The following is an 18591-nucleotide window of genomic DNA, read 5'->3' on the forward strand; positions in this document are numbered from 1 at the left end:
TCCGGTGGCCACTGACGACCGTGATGCAAAGCAGCGACAACTCGACGACCACCGGATCGATCGGCAGTCCGGATACCTGACCACCCAGCAGGGGGTGCGGGTCGACCACACCGACGACGCGCTGACCGTCGGAGAGCGCGGGCCGACGTTGCTGGAGGATTTCCACGCCCGGGAGAAGCTCACCCACTTCGACCACGAGCGGATCCCCGAGCGGGTGGTGCACGCCCGCGGGTCGGGCGCCTACGGCTACTTCGAGCCCTACGACGACTCGCTCGCCGAGTACACGGCGGCGCGGTTTTTGACCACCCCGGGCAAAAAGACCCCGGTGTTCGTGCGGTTCTCCACCGTCGCGGGCTCCCGCGGGTCGGCCGACACCGTGCGTGATGTGCGCGGGTTCGCCACCAAGTTCTACACCGACCAGGGGAACTACGACCTGGTGGGCAACAACTTCCCGGTGTTCTTCATCCAGGACGGGATCAAGTTCCCGGACTTCGTGCATGCGGTGAAGCCCGAACCGGACAGCGAGATGCCGCAGGCCCAGTCCGCCCACGACACGCTGTGGGACTTCGTGTCGCTGCAGCCGGAGACACTGCACACCATCATGTGGCTGATGTCGGACCGCGCGTTGCCGCGCAGCTACCGGATGATGCAGGGCTTCGGCGTGCACACCTTCCGTTTCGTCAGCGCCAAGGGGCAGGGCACCTTCGTGAAGTTCCACTGGAAGCCCAAGCTCGGCGTGCATTCGCTGGTCTGGGACGAATGCCAGAAGATCGCCGGCAAGGACCCGGACTTCAATCGCCGGGACCTGTGGGACGCGATCGAGGCCGGCCAGTACCCGGAGTGGGAGCTCGGCGTTCAGCTGGTGCCGGAAAGCGACGAGTTCAGCTTCGATTTCGACCTGCTGGACGCCACGAAAATCATTCCTGAAGAACAGGTCCCGGTGCGCCCGGTGGGCAGAATGGTGCTCAACCGCAATCCGGACAACTTCTTCTCCGAAACCGAGCAGGTGGCCTTCTGCACCGCCAACGTCGTGCCGGGAATCGACTTCACCAACGATCCGCTGCTGCAGTTCCGCAATTTCTCCTACCTGGACACCCAGTTGATCCGGCTCGGCGGTCCCAATTTCGTGCAGCTGCCGGTCAACCGGCCGGTGGCACCGGTGCACACCAACCAGCACGACGGCTATGGCCAGCACACGATCCCGAAGGGCAAGACCAGCTACTACAAGAACACGCTCGGTGGGGGCTGCCCGGCGTTGGCGAGTCCGGAGGCCGACGCCGACGTGTTCCGGCACTACACCCAGAAGGTGGACGGCGACAAGATCCGCAAACGCGCCGCGAGCTTCGAGAACCACTACAGCCAGGCGCGGATGTTCTGGAAGAGCATGTCCGAACCGGAGGCGAAGCACATCGTCGCCGCGTACGCCTTCGAACTCGGGAAATGCGAGACCGTCGAGATCCGGGAGCGCGTCGTCGAGCAGCTCAACCGCATCGATAACGACCTGGCGAGCCAGGTGGCCGAGAAGCTGGGTCTGCCGACGCCGCAGGAGCAGCCGCTCGACGAGGTCGTGGAGCGGGCCGTGGCCTCACCTGCGCTCTCGCAGCTGCACAGCGCCACCCTTCCCCCGGATGCGCGGGGTGTCCCCAGCATCGAAAGCCGCAAGATCGCGGTGCTGGCCGCCGACGGGGTCGACGTGGCCGGTGTCGAACGCTTCGTCGAGGCGATGCGCCGGCGCGGCGCCGTCGCCGAGGTGCTGGCGCCGATCGGCGGCGGGGAATTGGCCGGCGGTTCGGGCGGACGGCTGGGCGTCGACCGGGCGATCACCACCATGGCCTCGGTGCTCTACGACGCGGTGGTGGTGCCGTGCGGCCCGGAGGCGGTGCGCACCCTGTCCGCCGACGGTTACGCCATGCACTTCATCACCGAGGCCTACAAGCACCTCAAGCCGGTGGGGGCGTTCGGGGCGGGCGTCGAGTTGTTGCCGAAAGCCGGGATCGCCGAACGGCTGGCCGCAGGCGACTCGGACACCTCCGTCACCGTCTCGACCGGGGTGGTCACCACGACAGCAGCAGCGGACGACCTGGACGACGAGTTCTTCGACGCATTCGCCGCAGAACTGGCCAAGCACCGCGCCTGGGACCGAGCCGCCGACGCGGTGCCTGCCTAGCCGGCTCAGGTCACCGCGCGCAGTGGCCGGCCGGACTTCTGGACATAGGCAAGGGCGTCCGCCAGCGACGCAACCAGCGGAAGGCGCGACTGCGGGGCGCAGATCTTCAGCACGCTGGTCACCGCCGGGCTCGGTATCACCATCAGCCGGGTCCGCGCGGTGGTGCACCGGGCGCTGATCGACTGAAGAGCCGTAAACCCGACTGTGCCAATGAATGTCAACTCAGACAGGTCCAGGATCAGCCATTCGCAGCAGTCGGCGCAGCGCCTAGCGTAGTCGGCGAACGGACCCGCATTGGCGGCGTCGATCTCCCCGTCCGCGGCTACCACCGCTCCGGCACGGCCCCAATGCACGGTGAACTTGGCGGTGTGATTCCGCCATGCTTGAGTGGCTTCCGTTGCAGGAGTGGCGAAAGCGGTCTCGGTCATGTTGCTGGTAGTCATCTGTGGCTCCATCAGTCGACGAATCGTGCTGTTGGATCAACGTCAACGTAATCTCGTCTCGAGCGTTTCAACACGGTGACGTTCAACTACCGGCTGTGAACTCAACCGGAGGATCCAGACGTTACCTAGACCAGCGCCGATTGGCAAAGGGGCCAACGACAATTTCCGCAAAATCCCAGTGAAACCTTAAGTTTCACATCGCGCACAGCGAAGATCGCCTCGCGGACCAGGCCGACATCAGGTGATCGGCCAGCCGATTTTCCACCGCGTCACGGGCGCGCATGCCGAACACCACGTCGGCTTCCAGGTGCGGCGCCTGGCGGATCAGGTCCTCGACCACATCGGTGCGCACCACCTGCTCGTGGACCGCGTCCGCCTCGACGTGCTCGGCGTAGAAGGCCACGCAGGGCTCCGGGGCGCCCATGCGCCGCAGCGCGGCGACCAGGCGGCTCGACCCCGGCGGCGAGGTGATCTCCGTCGAGGCGAAATGGCCGACGGCCGCGCCCCGCCACCGGCGATGTAGCCCGAACAGCGACATCAGGTTCACCACCGCGAGCGACTCGGCGGGGACAACGTCGAGGTAGGCGAGGTATTCGGCGTTCAGCCCGGCCGCGGTGAGCAGCTCGGCGAAGAGTTGCTGGTGCACCCGCGACCCGCGGCCGGCGCCGTACTCGTCGAACTCGACCGCGACGAAGGACGCCTTGGCCTGGCCGGTCAGGCGCGGGATGGCGAAGGCGTGCGGATCGCCCTCCTTGAGGTGATACAGCGAGCGGTGCACGAAATACTCGCGTGCCTGCTCCCAGGTGCCCTGATCCCGCAGGTGCCACGATGGGCCGCTGCCGCGCACGGGCTCGGTTGCCGCAGCAGTCATTTCGTCGTTCGCAGTGGTGTTCGCGGGTATCGTTCCGACGTCCTGGCGGACACTATCGAGGAATGCGCGCTCCAGCCGGGCGCGCAGTTCCAATAAGGTGGCGTCCCATTCCCAGTCCGGGTCCACCTCGGCGAAGCCCCGGTAGTGCAGCTCGTAACAGACGTAGAGGGCCAGCTGCAGGTCCCGTCCGTACGGGTCGGCGTCGGCGGTCTGGGCGGTGAAGCCCTCGGTCGCGCCCGCGGGCCGGCGGAGCAGCTCGCAGATCGCCGCCGACAGCGGCCCGCAGGCGGTGGGCAGGGCGGGCTCGGTGCGGATAGGTGCAACGGTCACGCTCGCGAGTACCCCGCGCATACCCGCCGTCAAACGATGCCGGCCGACGCGGCTCCGTTTCGGCGGTCGACCGTTGGGTACCCCGGGACCATGACACGGTTCGGCTACACCCTGATGACCGAGCAGAGCGGGCCCCAAGACCTTGTCCGGTTTGCCGTCTCCGCTGAAGAACGAGGTTTCGACTTCGAGGTGTGCAGCGACCACTTCTCGCCCTGGCTGGCGTCGCAGGGCCACGCCCCGAACGCATGGGCGGTGCTGGGAGCGGTTGCGCAGGCCACCGAGCGGGTGGGGCTGTGTTCCTTTGTCACCTGCCCGACGATGCGCTACCACCCCGCGGTGGTGGCGCAACAGGCGGCCACGGTGCAGATCCTTGCCGACGGCCGGTTCACCCTGGGCCTGGGCAGCGGGGAGAACCTCAACGAGCACATCGTCACCGGCGCCGGATGGCCGAACGTCCGGCGCAGGCAGGCCATGCTCGGTGAAGCGATCAAGATCATCCGTGAGCTGTTGATGGGGGAGACGGTCGACCTGAGCGGCGAGCATTTCCAGGTCGACGGGGCGCGGCTGTGGGACCTGCCGGAGATCCCGGTCGCGTTGGCGGTCGCGATGTCGGGCGCCAAGGGCGTGGACAGGTTCGCCACCGCCGCCGACGACCTGATCGCGGTGCAGCCCGACGCGGATCTGGTCCAGGCCTGGCATACCGCGCGCCAAGCCTCCGGGCTGGAAGGCGGCCGGGTGTTCGGCCAGCTACCGGTGTGCTGGGACCCCGGCCCCGAGGCCGCGGTTCAGCGCGCCCACCGGCAGTTCCGCTGGTTCGGCGGCGGGTGGGCGGTCAACGCCGAGCTGCCCACGCCGGCAGCGTTCGCCGCCGCCACGCGGTTCGTCACCCCGCAGGACGTCGCGGACGCCATCCCGTGCGGCCCCGACCTGGACGCGATCGTCGAGGCGGTGCGCGCCTACGCCGACGCCGGGTTCACCGACATCGCGCTCATCCAGATCGGCGGGGAGACCCAGGAGGCCTTCCTCAAGGAGGCCGCGGAACCGCTGCTGGCAGCGCTGCGCGACGCGGCGTAGCAGGTCGCCGCCGCCAGCGCGGAGGGTTTCACGCCGGACGGCGGCGGGTACTAGGAGCCCATGAGTGAGACCGAACACCCCATCGATGAGTCGCGCAAGACACGGCCGCGAGACGGAATGGTGTTCAAGGACCGCCGTGAGGCGCCGGGGCTGGCCATGCTGGTGATGGCGGCACTGGCTCTGGTGGGGTTCTTGTGCGCCGCGGCGCTACACGACGCCGGCTGGTCGCTGGGTTTCGGGATCCTGGTCTTAGTGCTGGCGGCCGGCGGGGTGACGTGGGTTTTCGTCGGACGAAACCGCAGCTTCCGCGGCGGCAACCACCGCCGTCAGACCTAGGGCACCGGCGGCGAACCTCGATACCGCCTCAGCTCCGGTCCGCGCCGCCTCCTCATGGCCGGCCCGGCTGCGGGTGGCAAGCGCGCCCGAGACCGGGTCCAGCGTCACCTCGGCGAGCAGCTCGCCGGTGGTCGGCTCGCAGACCGCCCACAGATAGCGGGTATCACCGGCCCACCCGGAAGCCGCGTCGGCAACGTAGTCCGGGTCGGTCTCACCGAGGTCGGCCAGCGTGGGACGGTCATCGACGCGGGTGTCGGCCCGTGGCATCCGCAGATACCACGGGCCGGCGTTGATCTCGACGGGCTCGATGAGTCCGGCTCCGCTACTTGATCTCGCAGAGCACCGTGCCCTGGGTGATGGCCGACCCGGCCTCCGCCGCCAGGCCGGTGACCACACCGTCCTTGTGCGCGGTGACCGGGTTCTCCATCTTCATCGCCTCCAGGACGACGACCAGGTCACCGGCGGCGACCTCCTGGCCCTCTTCGACGGCCACCTTCACCACGGTGCCCTGCATGGGCGCGGTCACCGCGTCACCGGATGCCGCCGCGCCGCCGTGTGCTCCGCGCTTGCGGGCCTTCGGCTTCTTGCGGATGGCCCCGGCGGGACCACCGGCCCCGCCACCGCCCAGCGCCAGATCCCCGGGCAGCGAGACCTCCAGGCGGCGACCGCCGACCTCGACGACCACCTTCTGCCGCGGCTGCGCGTCCTCGTCGTCGAGCGGCTCGCCACCGGCGAACGGCTCGATGTTGTTCTCGAACTCGGTCTCGATCCAGCGGGTGTGCACCGAGAAGCCGTTCTCGTCACCGATGAACGCCGGGTCCCGGACGACCACACGGTCGAACGGGATGACCGTGGCCAGCCCCTCCACATGGAACTCGTCCAGGGCGCGCCGGGCGCGTTCCAGCGCCTCGGTGCGGTTCGCCCCGGTGACGATCAGCTTGGCCAGCATCGAGTCGAACTGGCCGCCGATCACCGAACCGGTCTCCACACCGGAGTCCATCCGGATGCCGGGGCCGGTCGGCGGGTCGAAGCGGGTGACCGGGCCGGGGGCGGGCAGGAAGCCGCGGCCGGCGTCCTCGCCGTTGATCCGGAACTCGATGGAGTGCCCGCGCGGCTCCGGGTCCTCGGTAAGGTCCAGCTGCTCGCCGTTGGCGATGCGGAACTGCTCGCGCACCAGGTCGATTCCGGAGGTCTCCTCGGTGACCGGGTGCTCGACCTGCAGGCGGGTGTTGACCTCCAGGAACGAGATCAGCCCGTCCTGGCCGACCAGGTACTCCACCGTGCCGGCACCGTAGTAGCCGGCCTCCTTGCAGATCCGCTTGGCGGACTCGTGGATCTCCTTGCGCTGCGCGTCGGTCAAAAACGGCGCCGGGGCCTCCTCGACCAGCTTCTGGAAACGGCGCTGCAGCGAGCAGTCGCGGGTGCCCGCGACGACGACGTTGCCGTGCTGGTCGGCGATGACCTGGGCCTCGACGTGGCGGGGTTTGTCCAGGTAGCGCTCCACGAAGCACTCACCGCGGCCGAACGCCGCGATCGCCTCGCGGGTGGCCGACTCGAACAGCTCGGGAATCTCCTCGATGGTGCGGGCCACCTTCATGCCGCGGCCGCCGCCGCCGAAGGCGGCCTTGATCGCCACCGGCACACCGTGCTCCTTGGCGAAGGCCACCACCTCGTCAGCGTCCTTGACCGGGTCCGGGGTACCGGGCACCAGCGGCGCCTTGGCGCGGGCGGCGATGTGGCGGGCGGTGACCTTGTCACCGAGATCGCGGATGGCCTGCGGGCTCGGCCCGATCCAGATCAGCCCGGCATCGATGACGGCCTGGGCGAAATCGGCGTTCTCGGAAAGGAATCCGTACCCGGGGTGGATCGCGTTGGCACCCGACTGCGCGGCGGCGTCCAGGATCTTCTCGAACACCAGGTATGACTCGGCGGAGGTCTGCCCGCCCAGGGCGAACGCCTCATCGGCGAGCCGGACGTGCGGCGCGTCGGCATCGGGTTCGGCGTACACGGCCACGCTGGCCAATCCGGCGTCGCGCGCGGCGCGGATCACCCGGACTGCGATCTCCCCGCGGTTGGCGATGAGCACCTTGGAGATCTTCGAGCTGGCATGGTTCGCCACTGGCCCTCCTGATGGCATGTTTAAGAAATGTCTTTAAGAATCTAGTTCACAGCAGTGTAAGGCGCGACCGCGGAACCTGTTCCAGGTGCCCCTATGCCGCGCGTAACCGCCGCTTGATACGGGTCAACATGGCCGACATGCCCCGTAGCCGCAGCGGGCTGATCAGCGCCGCCAGGCCCAGACTGGAGGCGAAATCCTCCGGCACCGCCAGGATGACGTCGGCGGGCTGACCGTCGAGACCGGCCGCCCAGATCGCTGCGAACCCCCGAGTGGTCGGTGCCTCCGGGGGCGCACTGAAGTACAACCGCACCCGCTGCCGGTCAGCGGCGTCGACGTGCAGGAACAACGGCGACTGGCACTCCGGCACCGGCTCCATGGCCGATTCCGCCAGGTGATCGGGCAGGTCGGGCAACTCGTCGGCGAATTCCAGCAGAAGCCGCAGCTTGTCCTGCCCGTCGACTTCCGCGAAATCGGAAGCCACCTGCGCCAATCCTTCCGGCAGGCTCATCAGCTCGCTGCGGCTCCCTGAGCTGCCGCGGGCGCCCGACCCGGTTCCGGGCCGTCCACGATGGGCACCCGCACGGTGTTACCCCACTCGGTCCAGGAGCCGTCGTAGTTGCGGACCCCCTCCATGCCGAGCAGGTGCGTCAGCACGAACCAGGTGTGGCTGGAGCGCTCCCCGATGCGGCAATAGGCGACCGGCTTGTCCTCCGGCTTCAGAAACCCGTAGAGCTCTTCCAATTCCTCGCGCTTGCGGAACCGGCCGGCGTCGTCGGCGGCCTTGCTCCACGGGATGGATATCGCGGTGGGGATGTGGCCGCCGCGCAGCACGCCTTCCTCCGGGTAGTCCGGCATGTGGGTGCGTTCGCCGGTGTACTCCTGCGGCGAGCGGACGTCGATCAGCGGCTCCCGGCCGATGATCTCCAACACGTCGTCCTTGTAGGCGCGGATCGGAGCGTCGTTGCGCTGCACCACCGGGTAACCGGTCGTGGTCTTCGACGGCACCTCCAGGGTGGTCTCGCGGCCCGAGGACACCCACAGGTCGCGTCCGCCGTCGAGCAGCCGGACGTCTTCGTGGCCGAACAGGGTGAACACCCACAGCGCGTAGGCGGCCCACCAGTTGGACTTGTCGCCGTAGATCACCACGGTGTCGTCGCGCGAGATTCCCTTGCGGTTCATCAGATCGGCGAACTGCTCACCGGTGATGTAGTCGCGGACCGGGGCATCGTTGAGGTCGGTGACCCAGTCGATCTTCACCGCGCCGGGGATGTGGCCGACGTCGTAGAGCAGCACATCCTCGTCGGACTCCACCACGACGAGACCGGGTTTACCAAGATTTCCCGCGAGCCAGTCGGCGGTGACCAACCTCTCGGGGTGGGCGTAGGACTGCAGGGCGGGGCTGGGGTCGGCAGGCACTGGCACGGTGTCGAGCCTACCCACCCCGGTCTCCCGCGTCGCAGCGAGACGGCGCCTCGCCTACACCGGGTTGGCCGCCCACAGCGCGGCGATCGAAAGGCCGGCGCCGGCGAGCAGGGACCGCACCAACGGCAGGCTGATCCCGATGACACTGGACGGGTCGCCGTCGACGCCGTCGATGAACCAGCCGCCCAGCCCGTCCAGGGTGAAGCCGCCGGCCACCCGCAGCGACTCCCCGGTGGCCAGGTAGGCGTCCAGGTCGTCGTCGGTGGGTGTCCCGAACCGCACCGTGGTCACCGCAGTCTCCGCGGCCTGATGACGTATCTCGTTATCCTGCAACCAGATCAAGCTATGACCGGTGTGAAGTTGGCCGGCGCGCCCGGCCATCGACCGCCATCGGCGGCGGGCCTCGTGCACCGACGGCGGCTTACCGGCCAATTCGCCATCGATGTAGAGCATGGAATCGCATCCGATGACCACGCAATCCGTCGCGACCGCCGGGTCCACGCGGGCCGCGACGTCTTCGGCCTTGGCGCGCGCTAGGGCGCACACCACGGCGGCGGGTTCGGCGTCGGGGCCCAGGCTCGCCGCGGCGGCGTCCTCGTCCACCCCGGAGACCACCACCAGGGGGTCGATCCCGGCGCCCCGCAGCACGGCCAAGCGGCCTGATGACGCGGACCCGAGGACGAAGCGCGTCACCTCACCGGCGCAGGTGGGTGCGCTCGAGCAGGGTCACCCGCTGCCAGCTGAACAACGGATACCGGAGTTTGTCCACCGGGTGGCCCCACAGATTGCGCTCTGGTGCTCCGGTTTCGGCCGCGCCGGCGCCGGCCGTGCCCAGGACCGCGACCAGCGCCGCGACCTCCTCGTCGGTGGGGTTGCCCTTGAGCACCCGGATGTGCGGCTCGGCGGCTGCGGGAGCCTCCTGGGCCGGGGTGTCGTCGCTCTTGTCGCCGCTCACAGCGCCTTCACTGCTCGCGTCACTCGCGTCCCTCGCTGCGCTCACTCCGCTCGCGCCGCTCACAGGGGAATGTTCCCGTGCTTCTTGGGCAGCGGCTGGACGATCTTGCGTTCCAGCAGCCGCAGCGACGTCGCGATGTAGCCGCGGGTGTGCGACGGCGGGATCACCGCGTCGACGTAGCCGCGCTCGGCGGCCACGTACGGGTTCACCAGCGTGTCCTCGTACTCCTGCTGCAGTTTCAGGCGCAGCGCATCGACGTCCTCGCCGTTGCGGGCGGCCTCGGAGAGCTGCTGGCGGTAGACGAAACCGACCGCGCCGGAGGCGCCCATGACCGCGATCTGTGCGGTCGGCCAGGCGACGTTGACGTCGGCGCCCATCTCCTTGGAACCCATCACGCAGTACGCGCCGCCGTAGGCCTTGCGGGTGATGACGGTGATCTTGGCGACGGTGGCCTCACCGTAGGCGTAGAGCAGCTTGGCGCCGCGTCGGATGATGCCGTTGTACTCCTGCTCGGTACCGGGCAGGAAGCCGGGCACGTCGACCAGCAGCACGATCGGGATGTTGAAGCAGTCGCAGGTCCGGATGAACCGGGCTGCCTTCTCCGAGGCGTTGATGTCCAGGCAGCCGGCGAACTGGGTGGGCTGGTTGGCCACGATGCCGACCGTGCGGCCCTCGATGCGGCCGAACCCGACGATGATGTTCTGCGCGTAGCCGGACTGCACCTCGAGGAACTCGTCGTCGTCGAGGATCCGGGTGATCACCTCGTGCATGTCGTAGGGCTGATTCGGCGAGTCCGGGATCAGCGTGTCCAGTTCGAGGTCCTCGGCGGTGAGGTTGTCCTCGATCGCGCCCGCGGGAGCCGGCACCGGGTAGCGCGGCGGGTCGGCGTAGTTGTTCGGCGGCAGGTAGCTGAGCAGGTCGCGCACGTACTCGAAGGCGTCCTGCTCGCCGGAGGCGACGTAGTGCGCGGTGCCGGACTTACCCATGTGGGTGTGGGCCCCGCCCAGTTCCTCCTGGGTGACGTCCTCGCCGGTGACGGTCTTGATCACGTCCGGGCCGGTGATGAACATCTGGCTGGTCTGGTCGACCATCACGATGAAGTCGGTCAGGGCGGGGGAGTAGACGTGACCGCCCGCGGCGGCCCCCATGATCAGCGAGATCTGCGGGATCACGCCCGAGGCCAGGATGTTGTTGTGGAAGATCTTGCTGTAGAGGCCCAGCGAGACCACACCCTCCTGGATGCGGGCGCCGGCGCCGTCATTGATGCCGATGAGCGGCCGGCCGGTCTTCATGGCCAGCTCCTGGACCTTGACGATCTTCTCGCCGTAGACCTCACCGAGGCTGCCGCCGAAGACGGTGGCGTCCTGGCTGAAGATGCAGACCTCGCGGCCGTCGATGGTGCCGTAACCGGTGACCACCCCGTCGCCCAGTGGGCGTTTCTCGGCGAGACCGAAGTTGGTGCTGCGGTGCTTGGCCAGCGCGTCGAGTTCGACGAACGACCCCTCGTCGAGCAGGGCGAGGATGCGCTCACGGGCGGTCAGCTTGCCCTTGGCGTGCACCTTTTCCACCGCGGCTTCCCCGACCGGGTGCAGGGTCTCCTCGGTCCGACGCTTGAGGTCGGCAAGCTTGCCTGCGGTGGTGTGGATGTCGACGACGTGCTCGCTCTGGGCTTCTACAGCGGACTCCCCGGAGTGCTCAGTAACGGTCATAAGAAATGATCTTAATCGCGGACCATCGGTTCTCCCGACCGGACCCGGTTAGGCCCAGATCGCGCAAGCACAACGTGTGACCGGCGCGGGTCGGTTTACCGCCTCGATGCCAGCGGGTACGCGGTTGCCATGAAGCCCAAGGTCGCGATCACTCATCCGGACCGGGTGTTGTTCCCGCCGTCGGCCGGCCACGACCCGATCACCAAGGGCGACCTGATCGACTATTACGCGCAGGTGGCGCCGGTGATGGTGCCGCACCTGGACGGCCGTCCGCTCACGCTGACCAGGTTTCCCGGCGGCATCGAGGAGGAAGGATTCATCCAGCAGAACTTCGCCGCGTCATTGCCGGACTGGATGGAGCGGGCCGAGGTCCCCAAAAAGTCCGCGGCGGGATCCGTCGTGCATCCGGTGGTGGGACGCGACGAGGCGCTGGTATGGGCGGCCAACCAGGATTGCGTCACATTGCACACCTGGTTGTCTCGCCGGCCGCATCTGAATCGGCCGGACCGCCTGGTGTTCGATCTGGACCCTGCCGACGCCGACTTCGCCGTGGTCCGGGCCGCCGCCCGTGCGGTCGCCGACGTCCTTCAGGAGCTGGGTATGACGGCCTACGTGCAGACGACGGGTTCTCGCGGCCTGCACGTCGTCGCGCCGCTGCGGGGCCACGCCGATTTCGACACCGCTCGCGAGTTCGCCCGCGCCATTGCCGGGCTGGTCGTCGACGACGACCCGGTGCATCGAACGTGCGAGATTCGCAAGGCCGGCCGCGACGGCCGGTTGTATGTCGACGTGATGCGTAACGCCTACGGGCAGACCGCGGTTGCGCCGTACTCGGTCCGGGCCCGCCCGGGCGCGCCGGTGGCCACCCCGTTGGAGTGGGAGGAGCTCGACGTGCCGGGCATGCGGTCGGACAGGTTCACCCTGCGCGACGTGCCCGAGCGGTTGTCCGAACGCGGTGATCCGTGGGCCGACATGCATCGGCATGCGTGCGCTGTGGCGTCGCGCCGGCATCGGCTGGCGAAGCTGGGCGCCTAGCTCAGGCGACGGCCGTACCGGGTTTGGGAGCCGGGTTGGGTTCGAGAACTTCGGTGACTTCCTTGACGAAGTCACCGATGTAGCGGATCGCCCGGCGGCCTTCGGGCAGCACATCGGCCGCCAGCGGGAAATCGTGAATCTGGCCTTCCCACAAGTGCAGATCACAGGGGACCCCGGCGGCCTGCAGGCGCTGCGCCATGACCTCGGCGTCGGGCAGCAGCAGTTCGTCGGAGCTGGCGTGGATGGTGACCGGAGGCAGCGTCGACAGGTCGGCGTCCACCGGTGAAACGACCTGGGCCCGATGGAGAAAGCGGGTGAACGCCGCCAGCGCTCCGCGCGGGAACATCGCACACCGATTGGCGTTGCGGTGCCGCATCTTCGCCGTCGGATCCGCATCGGTGAAGGGCGAAACCACGGCAATGCCAGCAGGTTTCGCCAGCCCAGCCTGCAGTGCGGCCAGGGTCGTCATGAAAGCCAGATAGCCGCCGGCCGAATCACCGGCGATCACGATCTGTTCGGGGTCGTAGCCGCGACGCATCAGCCAGCGCAATCCGCTCAGGCCGTCCTCGATCGCGTCGGATATCCGGTGCGACGGCAACATTCGGTAATCGACGTTGAGGACGCAGGCGTCGGCGGCCCGCGACAACCGAGCCACCAGGGAGCGGTGGGTATTGAGCCCGCAGGTCAGGAATGCGCCGCCGTGCAGGTACAGGATCGCGCGCTGCCTCGATGTTCTCGCGGCGTGGACCCGTTCGGCCGCACAGTGTCCCAGCCGGACGCGTTCAACTGTCATCGCCGGCCGATAGGGCACCCAGCCGGCGAACCGGTCGACAGATGTCAACGGCCACGCCAGGTCCGGCCGAATAGCCCACGCGCGCACGACATTCTTGACGATGAACAGGCTGGCCAACGAGACCGCCACCGATTGTGCACTGTGGCGGCGATGAATTCGCCTCGTCAAGCCTACGGTGACCATTCGACTTCCCGCTCTCCTGTGTTCAGGAGTTGGAGTACCCTGCGGTCGGGCGTTTCAACCGGCGCGGCGACGGCACGGCCTCTAGGCTTGGCGAAATGGATGCTCAGCCACCGCGGCCGCCGCTTGCCGCAACCGTTCTGCGAGACGGGTTGACCGGCCCGGGTCAACCCTGGCGCGCCCTGGATGTGGTCACCGAGACCGGATCCACCAATGCCGATCTGTTGGCCCGCGCCGCGGCGGGCGAGGACATCGATGGCGCGGTGCTGCTGGCCGAATACCAGACGGCCGGTCGCGGCCGGCACGGGCGGCACTGGGTGGCCCCCGCGGGTAGTCAACTGGCACTGTCGGTGGGGGTCGCCGCGGACATGGTGCCGACATCGGGATGGGGTTGGCTGACCTTGGCGACCGGGGTGGCGGTGGCCGACGCGCTCACCGAGGTCGCGGATCTGCCGGTCGGCCTGAAGTGGCCCAACGACGTCCTGGTGGGCTCGGACATGCAAGGCAAGCTGGCCGGGATCCTCGCCGAGGTGGCTGCGCCCAAGGCGCTCATCGTGGTCGGACTCGGTCTGAACGTGACCATGACCGCTTCCGAGGCGCCGGATCCGGCGGCGGTCTCGCTGGCGATGCTCGGCGCCTCGATGCTCGACCGAAATCTCTTGGCGAACAAGGTTCTTCGGCACCTCGCGGCCCGGATCGCGGCGTGGCGCTCAGCCGGTGGGGCGGATGAGGCGCTGGCGGCGGACTACCGGCGCTACAGCTGCACACTGGGCGCCCGGGTGCGCGCCGACACCCCCGGTGACCATCGGGTCGAGGGCCTCGCCGAGGCGATCGATGACACGGGCCGGCTCATCATCAACACCGGTACTGAGACGGTCACGGTGTCGGCCGGCGATGTCACGCGGCTGCGGCCCGGCGATTCAGCGGGTCTCGGCTAGGGCCGGCCGTGGGTTACCCCGAGAACGTGCTGGCCGAGGACGAACAGGTCGTGCTGCACCGTCATCCGCACGTCAAACGCCTGCTGTTGCCGCTGCTGGCCCTGCTGTTGGCCACGGCCTGCGCCGGCTTCGCTTCCGGGATCGTCAACCCGCGGGCCTGGGACCCCAACGCCAAGAACGTGGTCTTCGGGGTGATCTGGGTGATCTGGCTGGTGGTGGTCGGCTGGCTGGCGGTCTGGCCGTTTTTGACCTGGCTGACCACCCACTTCGTCGTCACCGACCGGCGCGTGATGTACCGGCACGGGTTGCTGACGCGCAGCGGGATCGACATCGCGTTGGCGCGGATCAACAGTGTGGAGTTCGTCCACGGGCTCATCGACCGGATGCTGCGTACCGGGACGCTGATCATCGAGTCGGCGTCACAGGAACCGCTGGAGTTCTACGACATCCCGCGCGTGGAACAGGTCCACGCGCTGCTGTATCACGAGGTCTTCGACAACCCGTCCGCTGCGGGCTGACGGCGTGCCGGGCGCCGGAACAGGGTGACCACTCCGCTGTCCGGGCCGCCCTCCAGGGAGTCCTCGATCGCCTCGGCGAGTGCGCCGGTCTCGATCGTCGCATCCAGCGCGGCATCGGTGCTGCGCGCGAACTCGTCGGGGAAGACCCAGCGCCGGAACGCCCAGAACCGGAACGCCATCTGCAGCAGGTTGCCGATGATGTAGGCCGAGATGAAGTCGGCGATGTTCTCGATGGTCAGCGACACCATCGGCGCCCGCAGCTGCAACACGTAGCTGGAGAACCACAACGGCGCCATCGACAGCAGCACGCCGACACCGCTGATCCCGAAGAACAGCAGCGCCTCGTGGTGGCGCTCCCGGCCACCGCGGTCCTTGAAACTCCACTCACGGTTGAGGATGTAGGACGCGATCACCGCGACGATGCCGGAGATGACCTTGGCGGTGACCGGCTTGGGTTCCAGGATCGTCAGCTTGAGCGTGTAGAACAGCGCCGAGTCGATGACGAAGGTGGTCGCGCCGACAATCGCGAACTTGATCAACTCATGGTGGCGCTCGGCCAGCGGCCGGATCACCCGGGGCAGCCGGGCGATCGTGGCGTCGGTAAAAGACACAAGTCGCCAGTGTACGGACTTTGCCTGATCCGCGCCTAACGACTGGATAAGGACGCAGACGGCCCGACGTGACACGATATTGCCCGTGCCGAAACCCCCAACCACCGCGCCGCCATCGGCAAGTGGCCGCAGCCCCCTGGTCGCCATGGTCGGCGGCGGTCAGCTGGCCCGGATGACCCACCAGGCGGCGATCGCGCTCGGCCAGCGGCTGCGGGTGCTGGCCGGCGCGGCCGACGAGCCGGCGGCCCAGGTCACCCCGGACGTGGTGATCGGCTCGCACACCGACCTCGACGACTTGCGCCGGGTCGCCACCGGAGCCACCGTGCTCACCTTCGACCACGAGCACGTCCCCGGCGAACTGCTGGACAAGCTGATCGCCGAGGGTGTCAACGTGGCGCCGCCGCCGGCTGCGCTGCTGCACGCTCAGGACAAGCTGGTGATGCGACGCAGGCTGGCGGCCCTGGGGGCGCCGGTGCCACGGTTCGCCGCCATCGAGACTCTGCAGGCCGTCGACGAGTTCGCCGAGCTGACCGGCGGCCCGATGGTGGTGAAGACCACCCGGGGCGGGTACGACGGGCGCGGAGTGTCCATCGTCGACGATGTGGTCCAGGCCCGGGCCGCCGCCGCCGAGTACCTGGCCTCCGGGGTGCCGGTGCTGGTCGAGGAGCGGGTCGCGATGCGCCGGGAGCTCTCGGCGCTGGTCGCCCGGTCGCCGTTCGGCCAGGGCGCGGCGTGGCCGGTGGTGGAGACGGTGCAGGAAGACGGGATCTGTGTGACGGTGATCGCGCCCGCACCCGATCTTCCTGCTGAATCTGCTGCTGCCGCACAGCAATTGGGGCTGCGCCTGGCCGACGAGTTGGGTGTGGTCGGGGTGCTGGCCGTCGAGCTGTTCGAGACCACGGCCGGAGAGCTGCTGGTCAACGAGCTGGCGATGCGGCCGCACAACTCCGGGCACTGGACCATGGACGGTGCGGCCACCAGCCAGTTCGAGCAGCATCTGCGCGCGGTGCTGGACTATCCGCTCGGCGCCACCTCCCCGGTCGTGCCGGTGACCGTGATGGCCAATGTGCTCGGTGCTGCCGAGCCGCCGGCGATGACGATGGACGAGCGGCTGCACCACCTGTTCGCCCGCTATCCCGACGCGCGTGTGCACCTCTACGGCAAGGACGAGCGGCCGGGCCGCAAGATCGGGCACGTCAACCTGCTCGGTGATGACGCCACGGCGTCGGCCAAGCTGCGTGAGCGGGCCGAGAGCGCGGCACACTGGTTGTCGCACGGGGAATGGAGCGATGGATGGGATCCGCATGAGTGAGCACAAGCCCGGTCCCCGGGTAGGCGTGATCATGGGCAGCGACAGCGACTGGTCGGTGATGGAGGACGCGGCCCGCGCGCTGGCCGAGTTCGACATCCCCTTCGAGGTGGGGGTGGTCTCGGCGCACCGCACCCCGCAGCGGATGTTCGACTACGCCCGTGCCGCGGCCGGCCGCGGTATCGAGGTGATCATCGCCGGGGCGGGCGGGGCCGCGCACCTACCCGGGATGGTGGCCTCGGCCACACCGCTGCCGGTGATCGGGGTGCCGGTTCCGCTGGCACGTCTCGACGGGCTGGACTCGTTGCTGTCGATCGTGCAGATGCCGGCCGGGGTGCCGGTGGCCACCGTCTCCATCGGCGGCGCGCGCAACGCGGGGTTGCTGGCGGTGCGTATTCTGGCCTCCGCCGATGCGGCATTACGGGCCCGGATGGAGACTTTCCAACAGCAACTGGCGGACACCGTGCTTGCGAAGGACGCGAAACTACAAGGTAAAGTTACCGGCGAGTAGCTTAGGAGGCTGTGATGGCTGGGTGGGCCGGGAATCCGTCGTTTGACCTGTTCAAACTCCCCGAAGAGCACGACGAGCTGCGGGCGGCGATTCGGGCGTTGGCGGAGAAGGAGATCGCTCCTTACGCCAAGGAGGTCGACGAGCAGGCGCGTTTCCCCGAGGAGGCGCTGGCGGCCTTGAACGCCTCGGGCTTCAACGCCGTGCATGTGCCCGAGGAGTACGGCGGGCAGGGTGCGGACTCGGTGGCGGCATGCATCGTGATCGAGGAAGTCGCGCGGGTGTGTGCGTCGTCCTCGTTGATCCCGGCGGTGAACAAGCTGGGCACCATGGGGTTGATCCTGGCCGGCTCCGACGAGCTGAAGCGGCAGGTGCTGCCGGGCCTGGCAAGCGGTGAGGTGATGGCCTCCTACGCATTGAGCGAGCGGGAGGCGGGCAGTGATGCCGCGGCGATGCGCACCCGGGCCAAGGCCGACGGCGACGACTGGATCCTCAACGGCTCCAAGTGCTGGATCACCAACGGCGGCAAGTCGAGTTGGTACACGGTGATGGCGGTGACCGACCCTGATCTGGATGCCAACGGTATCTCGGCGTTCATGGTGCACGTCGATGACGAGGGCTTCACGATCGGGCCCAAGGAGCACAAGCTCGGTATCAAGGGCTCGCCGACCACCGAGTTGTACTTCGAGAACTGCCGTATCCCCGGTGATCGGATCATCGGTGAGCCCGGGACCGGGTTCAAGACCGCGCTGCGCACGTTGGATCACACCCGCCCGACCATCGGCGCCCAGGCCGTGGGTATCGCTCAGGGGGCGTTGGATGCGGCGATCGAATACACCAAGGACCGCAAGCAGTTCGGCAAGAACATCGCCACCTTCCAGGGGGTGCAGTTCATGCTCGCCGACATGGCGATGAAACTGGAGGCGGCCCGGCTGATGGTCTACAGCGCCGCCGCGCGCGCCGAACGCGGGGAGACCGGCCTGGGCTTCATCTCTGCGGCGAGCAAGTGCTTCGCCTCCGATGTGGCCATGGAGGTCACCACCGATGCGGTGCAGTTGTTCGGCGGGGCGGGCTACACCACCGACTTCCCGGTCGAGCGGATGATGCGCGACGCCAAGATCACCCAGATCTATGAGGGCACCAACCAGATCCAGCGCGTGGTGATGAGCCGGCACCTGCTGCGCTGAGCAGCCCACATTTCCGCGAGATTGCAACCATGCAGCGAAATGCGCGCAGTCACCTGCATGGTTGCAATCTCGCGGTGATCAAGGCC

At 68.3% G+C, this 18591-nt stretch carries 20 protein-coding genes; 9 read left to right on the top strand and 11 right to left on the bottom strand.

Annotated features, from left to right (window positions below):
• Nucleotides 1–4: 4 nt before the first annotated feature.
• Entirely contained in the window at nucleotides 5–2167 is a 2163-nt protein-coding gene (locus BST28_RS01920) for a catalase (protein WP_083079649.1), read from the top strand.
• 5 nt (nucleotides 2168–2172) lie between these two features.
• Here the strand turns inward: BST28_RS01920 and BST28_RS01925 are convergent, their stop codons facing one another.
• Both BST28_RS01925 and BST28_RS01930 read right to left on the bottom strand, forming a co-directional pair.
• Nucleotides 2173–2610, bottom strand: coding sequence for an STAS domain-containing protein (locus BST28_RS01925; protein WP_234808169.1), 438 nt, complete (start codon nucleotides 2608–2610; stop codon nucleotides 2173–2175).
• Between the two features lie 193 nt (nucleotides 2611–2803).
• Nucleotides 2804–3811, bottom strand: coding sequence for an iron-containing redox enzyme family protein (locus BST28_RS01930; protein ID WP_083079653.1), 1008 nt, complete (start codon nucleotides 3809–3811; stop codon nucleotides 2804–2806).
• 90 nt (nucleotides 3812–3901) lie between these two features.
• Between BST28_RS01930 and BST28_RS01935 the strand changes: the two genes are divergently transcribed.
• On the top strand, nucleotides 3902–4885 hold the full coding sequence (locus tag BST28_RS01935; RefSeq protein ID WP_083079655.1) for a TIGR03557 family F420-dependent LLM class oxidoreductase: 984 nt from the start codon (nucleotides 3902–3904) through the stop codon (nucleotides 4883–4885).
• A gap of 60 nt (nucleotides 4886–4945) precedes the next feature.
• The gene (locus BST28_RS01940) at nucleotides 4946–5221 is read left to right on the top strand and encodes a hypothetical protein (RefSeq protein ID WP_083079657.1); all 276 of its coding nucleotides are present in this window, start codon (nucleotides 4946–4948) and stop codon (nucleotides 5219–5221) included.
• On the opposite strand, the gene BST28_RS24530 is transcribed toward BST28_RS01940, so the two are convergent.
• From BST28_RS24530 to BST28_RS01975, 7 genes are all read right to left on the bottom strand, one after another.
• Nucleotides 5135–5530: a hypothetical protein gene (locus tag BST28_RS24530; protein ID WP_043336991.1), complete on the bottom strand. Its 396-nt coding sequence runs from the start codon at nucleotides 5528–5530 to the stop codon at nucleotides 5135–5137. The genes BST28_RS01940 and BST28_RS24530 overlap by 87 nt on opposite strands.
• 13 nt (nucleotides 5531–5543) lie before the next feature.
• On the bottom strand, nucleotides 5544–7340 hold the full coding sequence (locus BST28_RS01950; RefSeq protein WP_083079659.1) for an acetyl/propionyl/methylcrotonyl-CoA carboxylase subunit alpha: 1797 nt from the start codon (nucleotides 7338–7340) through the stop codon (nucleotides 5544–5546).
• Nucleotides 7341–7431: 91 nt separating this feature from the next.
• Nucleotides 7432–7848, bottom strand: coding sequence for a SufE family protein (locus tag BST28_RS01955; RefSeq protein WP_083079661.1), 417 nt, complete (start codon nucleotides 7846–7848; stop codon nucleotides 7432–7434).
• Nucleotides 7848–8762 carry a sulfurtransferase gene (locus BST28_RS01960; RefSeq protein ID WP_207570011.1) on the bottom strand — a complete coding sequence of 305 codons (915 nt, stop codon included), beginning with the start codon at nucleotides 8760–8762 and terminating at the stop codon, nucleotides 7848–7850. Before BST28_RS01960 ends, BST28_RS01955 begins: the two co-directional genes overlap by 1 nt.
• A 54-nt stretch (nucleotides 8763–8816) precedes the next feature.
• Nucleotides 8817–9455, bottom strand: a complete 639-nt coding sequence (locus BST28_RS01965; RefSeq protein WP_083079665.1) for a Maf family protein — start codon at nucleotides 9453–9455, stop codon at nucleotides 8817–8819.
• 1 nt (nucleotide 9456) lies between these two features.
• Nucleotides 9457–9717, bottom strand: coding sequence for an acyl-CoA carboxylase subunit epsilon (locus BST28_RS01970; RefSeq protein WP_109560609.1), 261 nt, complete (start codon nucleotides 9715–9717; stop codon nucleotides 9457–9459).
• A 59-nt stretch (nucleotides 9718–9776) separates the two neighbouring features.
• Entirely contained in the window at nucleotides 9777–11426 is a 1650-nt protein-coding gene (locus BST28_RS01975; protein ID WP_083079667.1) for an acyl-CoA carboxylase subunit beta, read from the bottom strand.
• A 129-nt stretch (nucleotides 11427–11555) separates the two neighbouring features.
• Between BST28_RS01975 and ligD the strand changes: the two genes are divergently transcribed.
• Nucleotides 11556–12461 (top strand): non-homologous end-joining DNA ligase, encoded by a 906-nt coding sequence (gene ligD / locus BST28_RS01980; RefSeq protein ID WP_083079668.1) that lies wholly within the window; start codon nucleotides 11556–11558, stop codon nucleotides 12459–12461.
• Between the two features lies 1 nt (nucleotide 12462).
• Here the strand turns inward: ligD and BST28_RS01985 are convergent, their stop codons facing one another.
• On the bottom strand, nucleotides 12463–13437 hold the full coding sequence (locus BST28_RS01985) for an alpha/beta hydrolase (RefSeq protein WP_083079669.1): 975 nt from the start codon (nucleotides 13435–13437) through the stop codon (nucleotides 12463–12465).
• A gap of 95 nt (nucleotides 13438–13532) precedes the next feature.
• On the opposite strand from BST28_RS01985, the gene BST28_RS01990 reads away from it, so the two are divergent.
• Both BST28_RS01990 and BST28_RS01995 read left to right on the top strand, forming a co-directional pair.
• A complete protein-coding gene (locus BST28_RS01990) occupies nucleotides 13533–14372 on the top strand; it encodes a biotin--[acetyl-CoA-carboxylase] ligase (RefSeq protein ID WP_083079670.1) in 840 nt (279 codons plus the stop codon).
• An 8-nt stretch (nucleotides 14373–14380) separates the two neighbouring features.
• Nucleotides 14381–14890 carry a PH domain-containing protein gene (locus BST28_RS01995; RefSeq protein WP_083079672.1) on the top strand — a complete coding sequence of 170 codons (510 nt, stop codon included), beginning with the start codon at nucleotides 14381–14383 and terminating at the stop codon, nucleotides 14888–14890.
• Here BST28_RS01995 and BST28_RS02000 read toward each other — a convergent pair.
• Nucleotides 14854–15501: a GtrA family protein gene (locus BST28_RS02000; protein WP_083079673.1), complete on the bottom strand. Its 648-nt coding sequence runs from the start codon at nucleotides 15499–15501 to the stop codon at nucleotides 14854–14856. The two genes, BST28_RS01995 and BST28_RS02000, sit on opposite strands and share 37 nt — an antisense overlap.
• A gap of 79 nt (nucleotides 15502–15580) precedes the next feature.
• Between BST28_RS02000 and BST28_RS02005 the strand changes: the two genes are divergently transcribed.
• The 3 genes from BST28_RS02005 to BST28_RS02015 are packed head-to-tail and all read left to right on the top strand — an operon-like array spanning nucleotide 15581 to nucleotide 18505.
• Complete coding sequence (locus tag BST28_RS02005; protein ID WP_420093417.1) at nucleotides 15581–16813, top strand: 5-(carboxyamino)imidazole ribonucleotide synthase; 1233 nt, start codon at nucleotides 15581–15583, stop codon at nucleotides 16811–16813.
• Nucleotides 16806–17321, top strand: coding sequence for a 5-(carboxyamino)imidazole ribonucleotide mutase (gene purE, locus BST28_RS02010; RefSeq protein WP_083079676.1), 516 nt, complete (start codon nucleotides 16806–16808; stop codon nucleotides 17319–17321). Before BST28_RS02005 ends, purE begins: the two co-directional genes overlap by 8 nt.
• A 14-nt stretch (nucleotides 17322–17335) precedes the next feature.
• On the top strand, nucleotides 17336–18505 hold the full coding sequence (locus tag BST28_RS02015; protein WP_083079677.1) for an acyl-CoA dehydrogenase: 1170 nt from the start codon (nucleotides 17336–17338) through the stop codon (nucleotides 18503–18505).
• Nucleotides 18506–18591: the final 86 nt, after the last annotated feature.

It is taken from the genome of Mycolicibacter kumamotonensis, assembly GCF_002086285.1.
Classification (GTDB): Bacteria; Actinomycetota; Actinomycetes; order Mycobacteriales; family Mycobacteriaceae; genus Mycobacterium; species Mycobacterium kumamotonense.

Excerpts from the sequence above, each read along its gene's own strand:
- BST28_RS01925 (WP_234808169.1), bottom strand. The coding sequence starts at position 2,610 with ATGACTACCAGCAACATGACCGAGACCGCTTTCGCCACTCCTGCAACG.
- BST28_RS01935 (WP_083079655.1), top strand. The coding sequence starts at position 3,902 with ATGACACGGTTCGGCTACACCCTGATGACCGAGCAGAGCGGGCCCCAA.
- BST28_RS01940 (WP_083079657.1), top strand. The coding sequence starts at position 4,946 with ATGAGTGAGACCGAACACCCCATCGATGAGTCGCGCAAGACACGGCCG.
- BST28_RS01955 (WP_083079661.1), bottom strand. The coding sequence starts at position 7,848 with ATGAGCCTGCCGGAAGGATTGGCGCAGGTGGCTTCCGATTTCGCGGAA.
- BST28_RS01975 (WP_083079667.1), bottom strand. The coding sequence starts at position 11,426 with ATGACCGTTACTGAGCACTCCGGGGAGTCCGCTGTAGAAGCCCAGAGC.
- ligD (WP_083079668.1), top strand. The coding sequence starts at position 11,556 with ATGAAGCCCAAGGTCGCGATCACTCATCCGGACCGGGTGTTGTTCCCG.
- BST28_RS01985 (WP_083079669.1), bottom strand. The coding sequence starts at position 13,437 with ATGGTCACCGTAGGCTTGACGAGGCGAATTCATCGCCGCCACAGTGCA.
- BST28_RS01990 (WP_083079670.1), top strand. The coding sequence starts at position 13,533 with ATGGATGCTCAGCCACCGCGGCCGCCGCTTGCCGCAACCGTTCTGCGA.
- purE (WP_083079676.1), top strand. The coding sequence starts at position 16,806 with ATGAGTGAGCACAAGCCCGGTCCCCGGGTAGGCGTGATCATGGGCAGC.
- BST28_RS02015 (WP_083079677.1), top strand. The coding sequence starts at position 17,336 with ATGGCTGGGTGGGCCGGGAATCCGTCGTTTGACCTGTTCAAACTCCCC.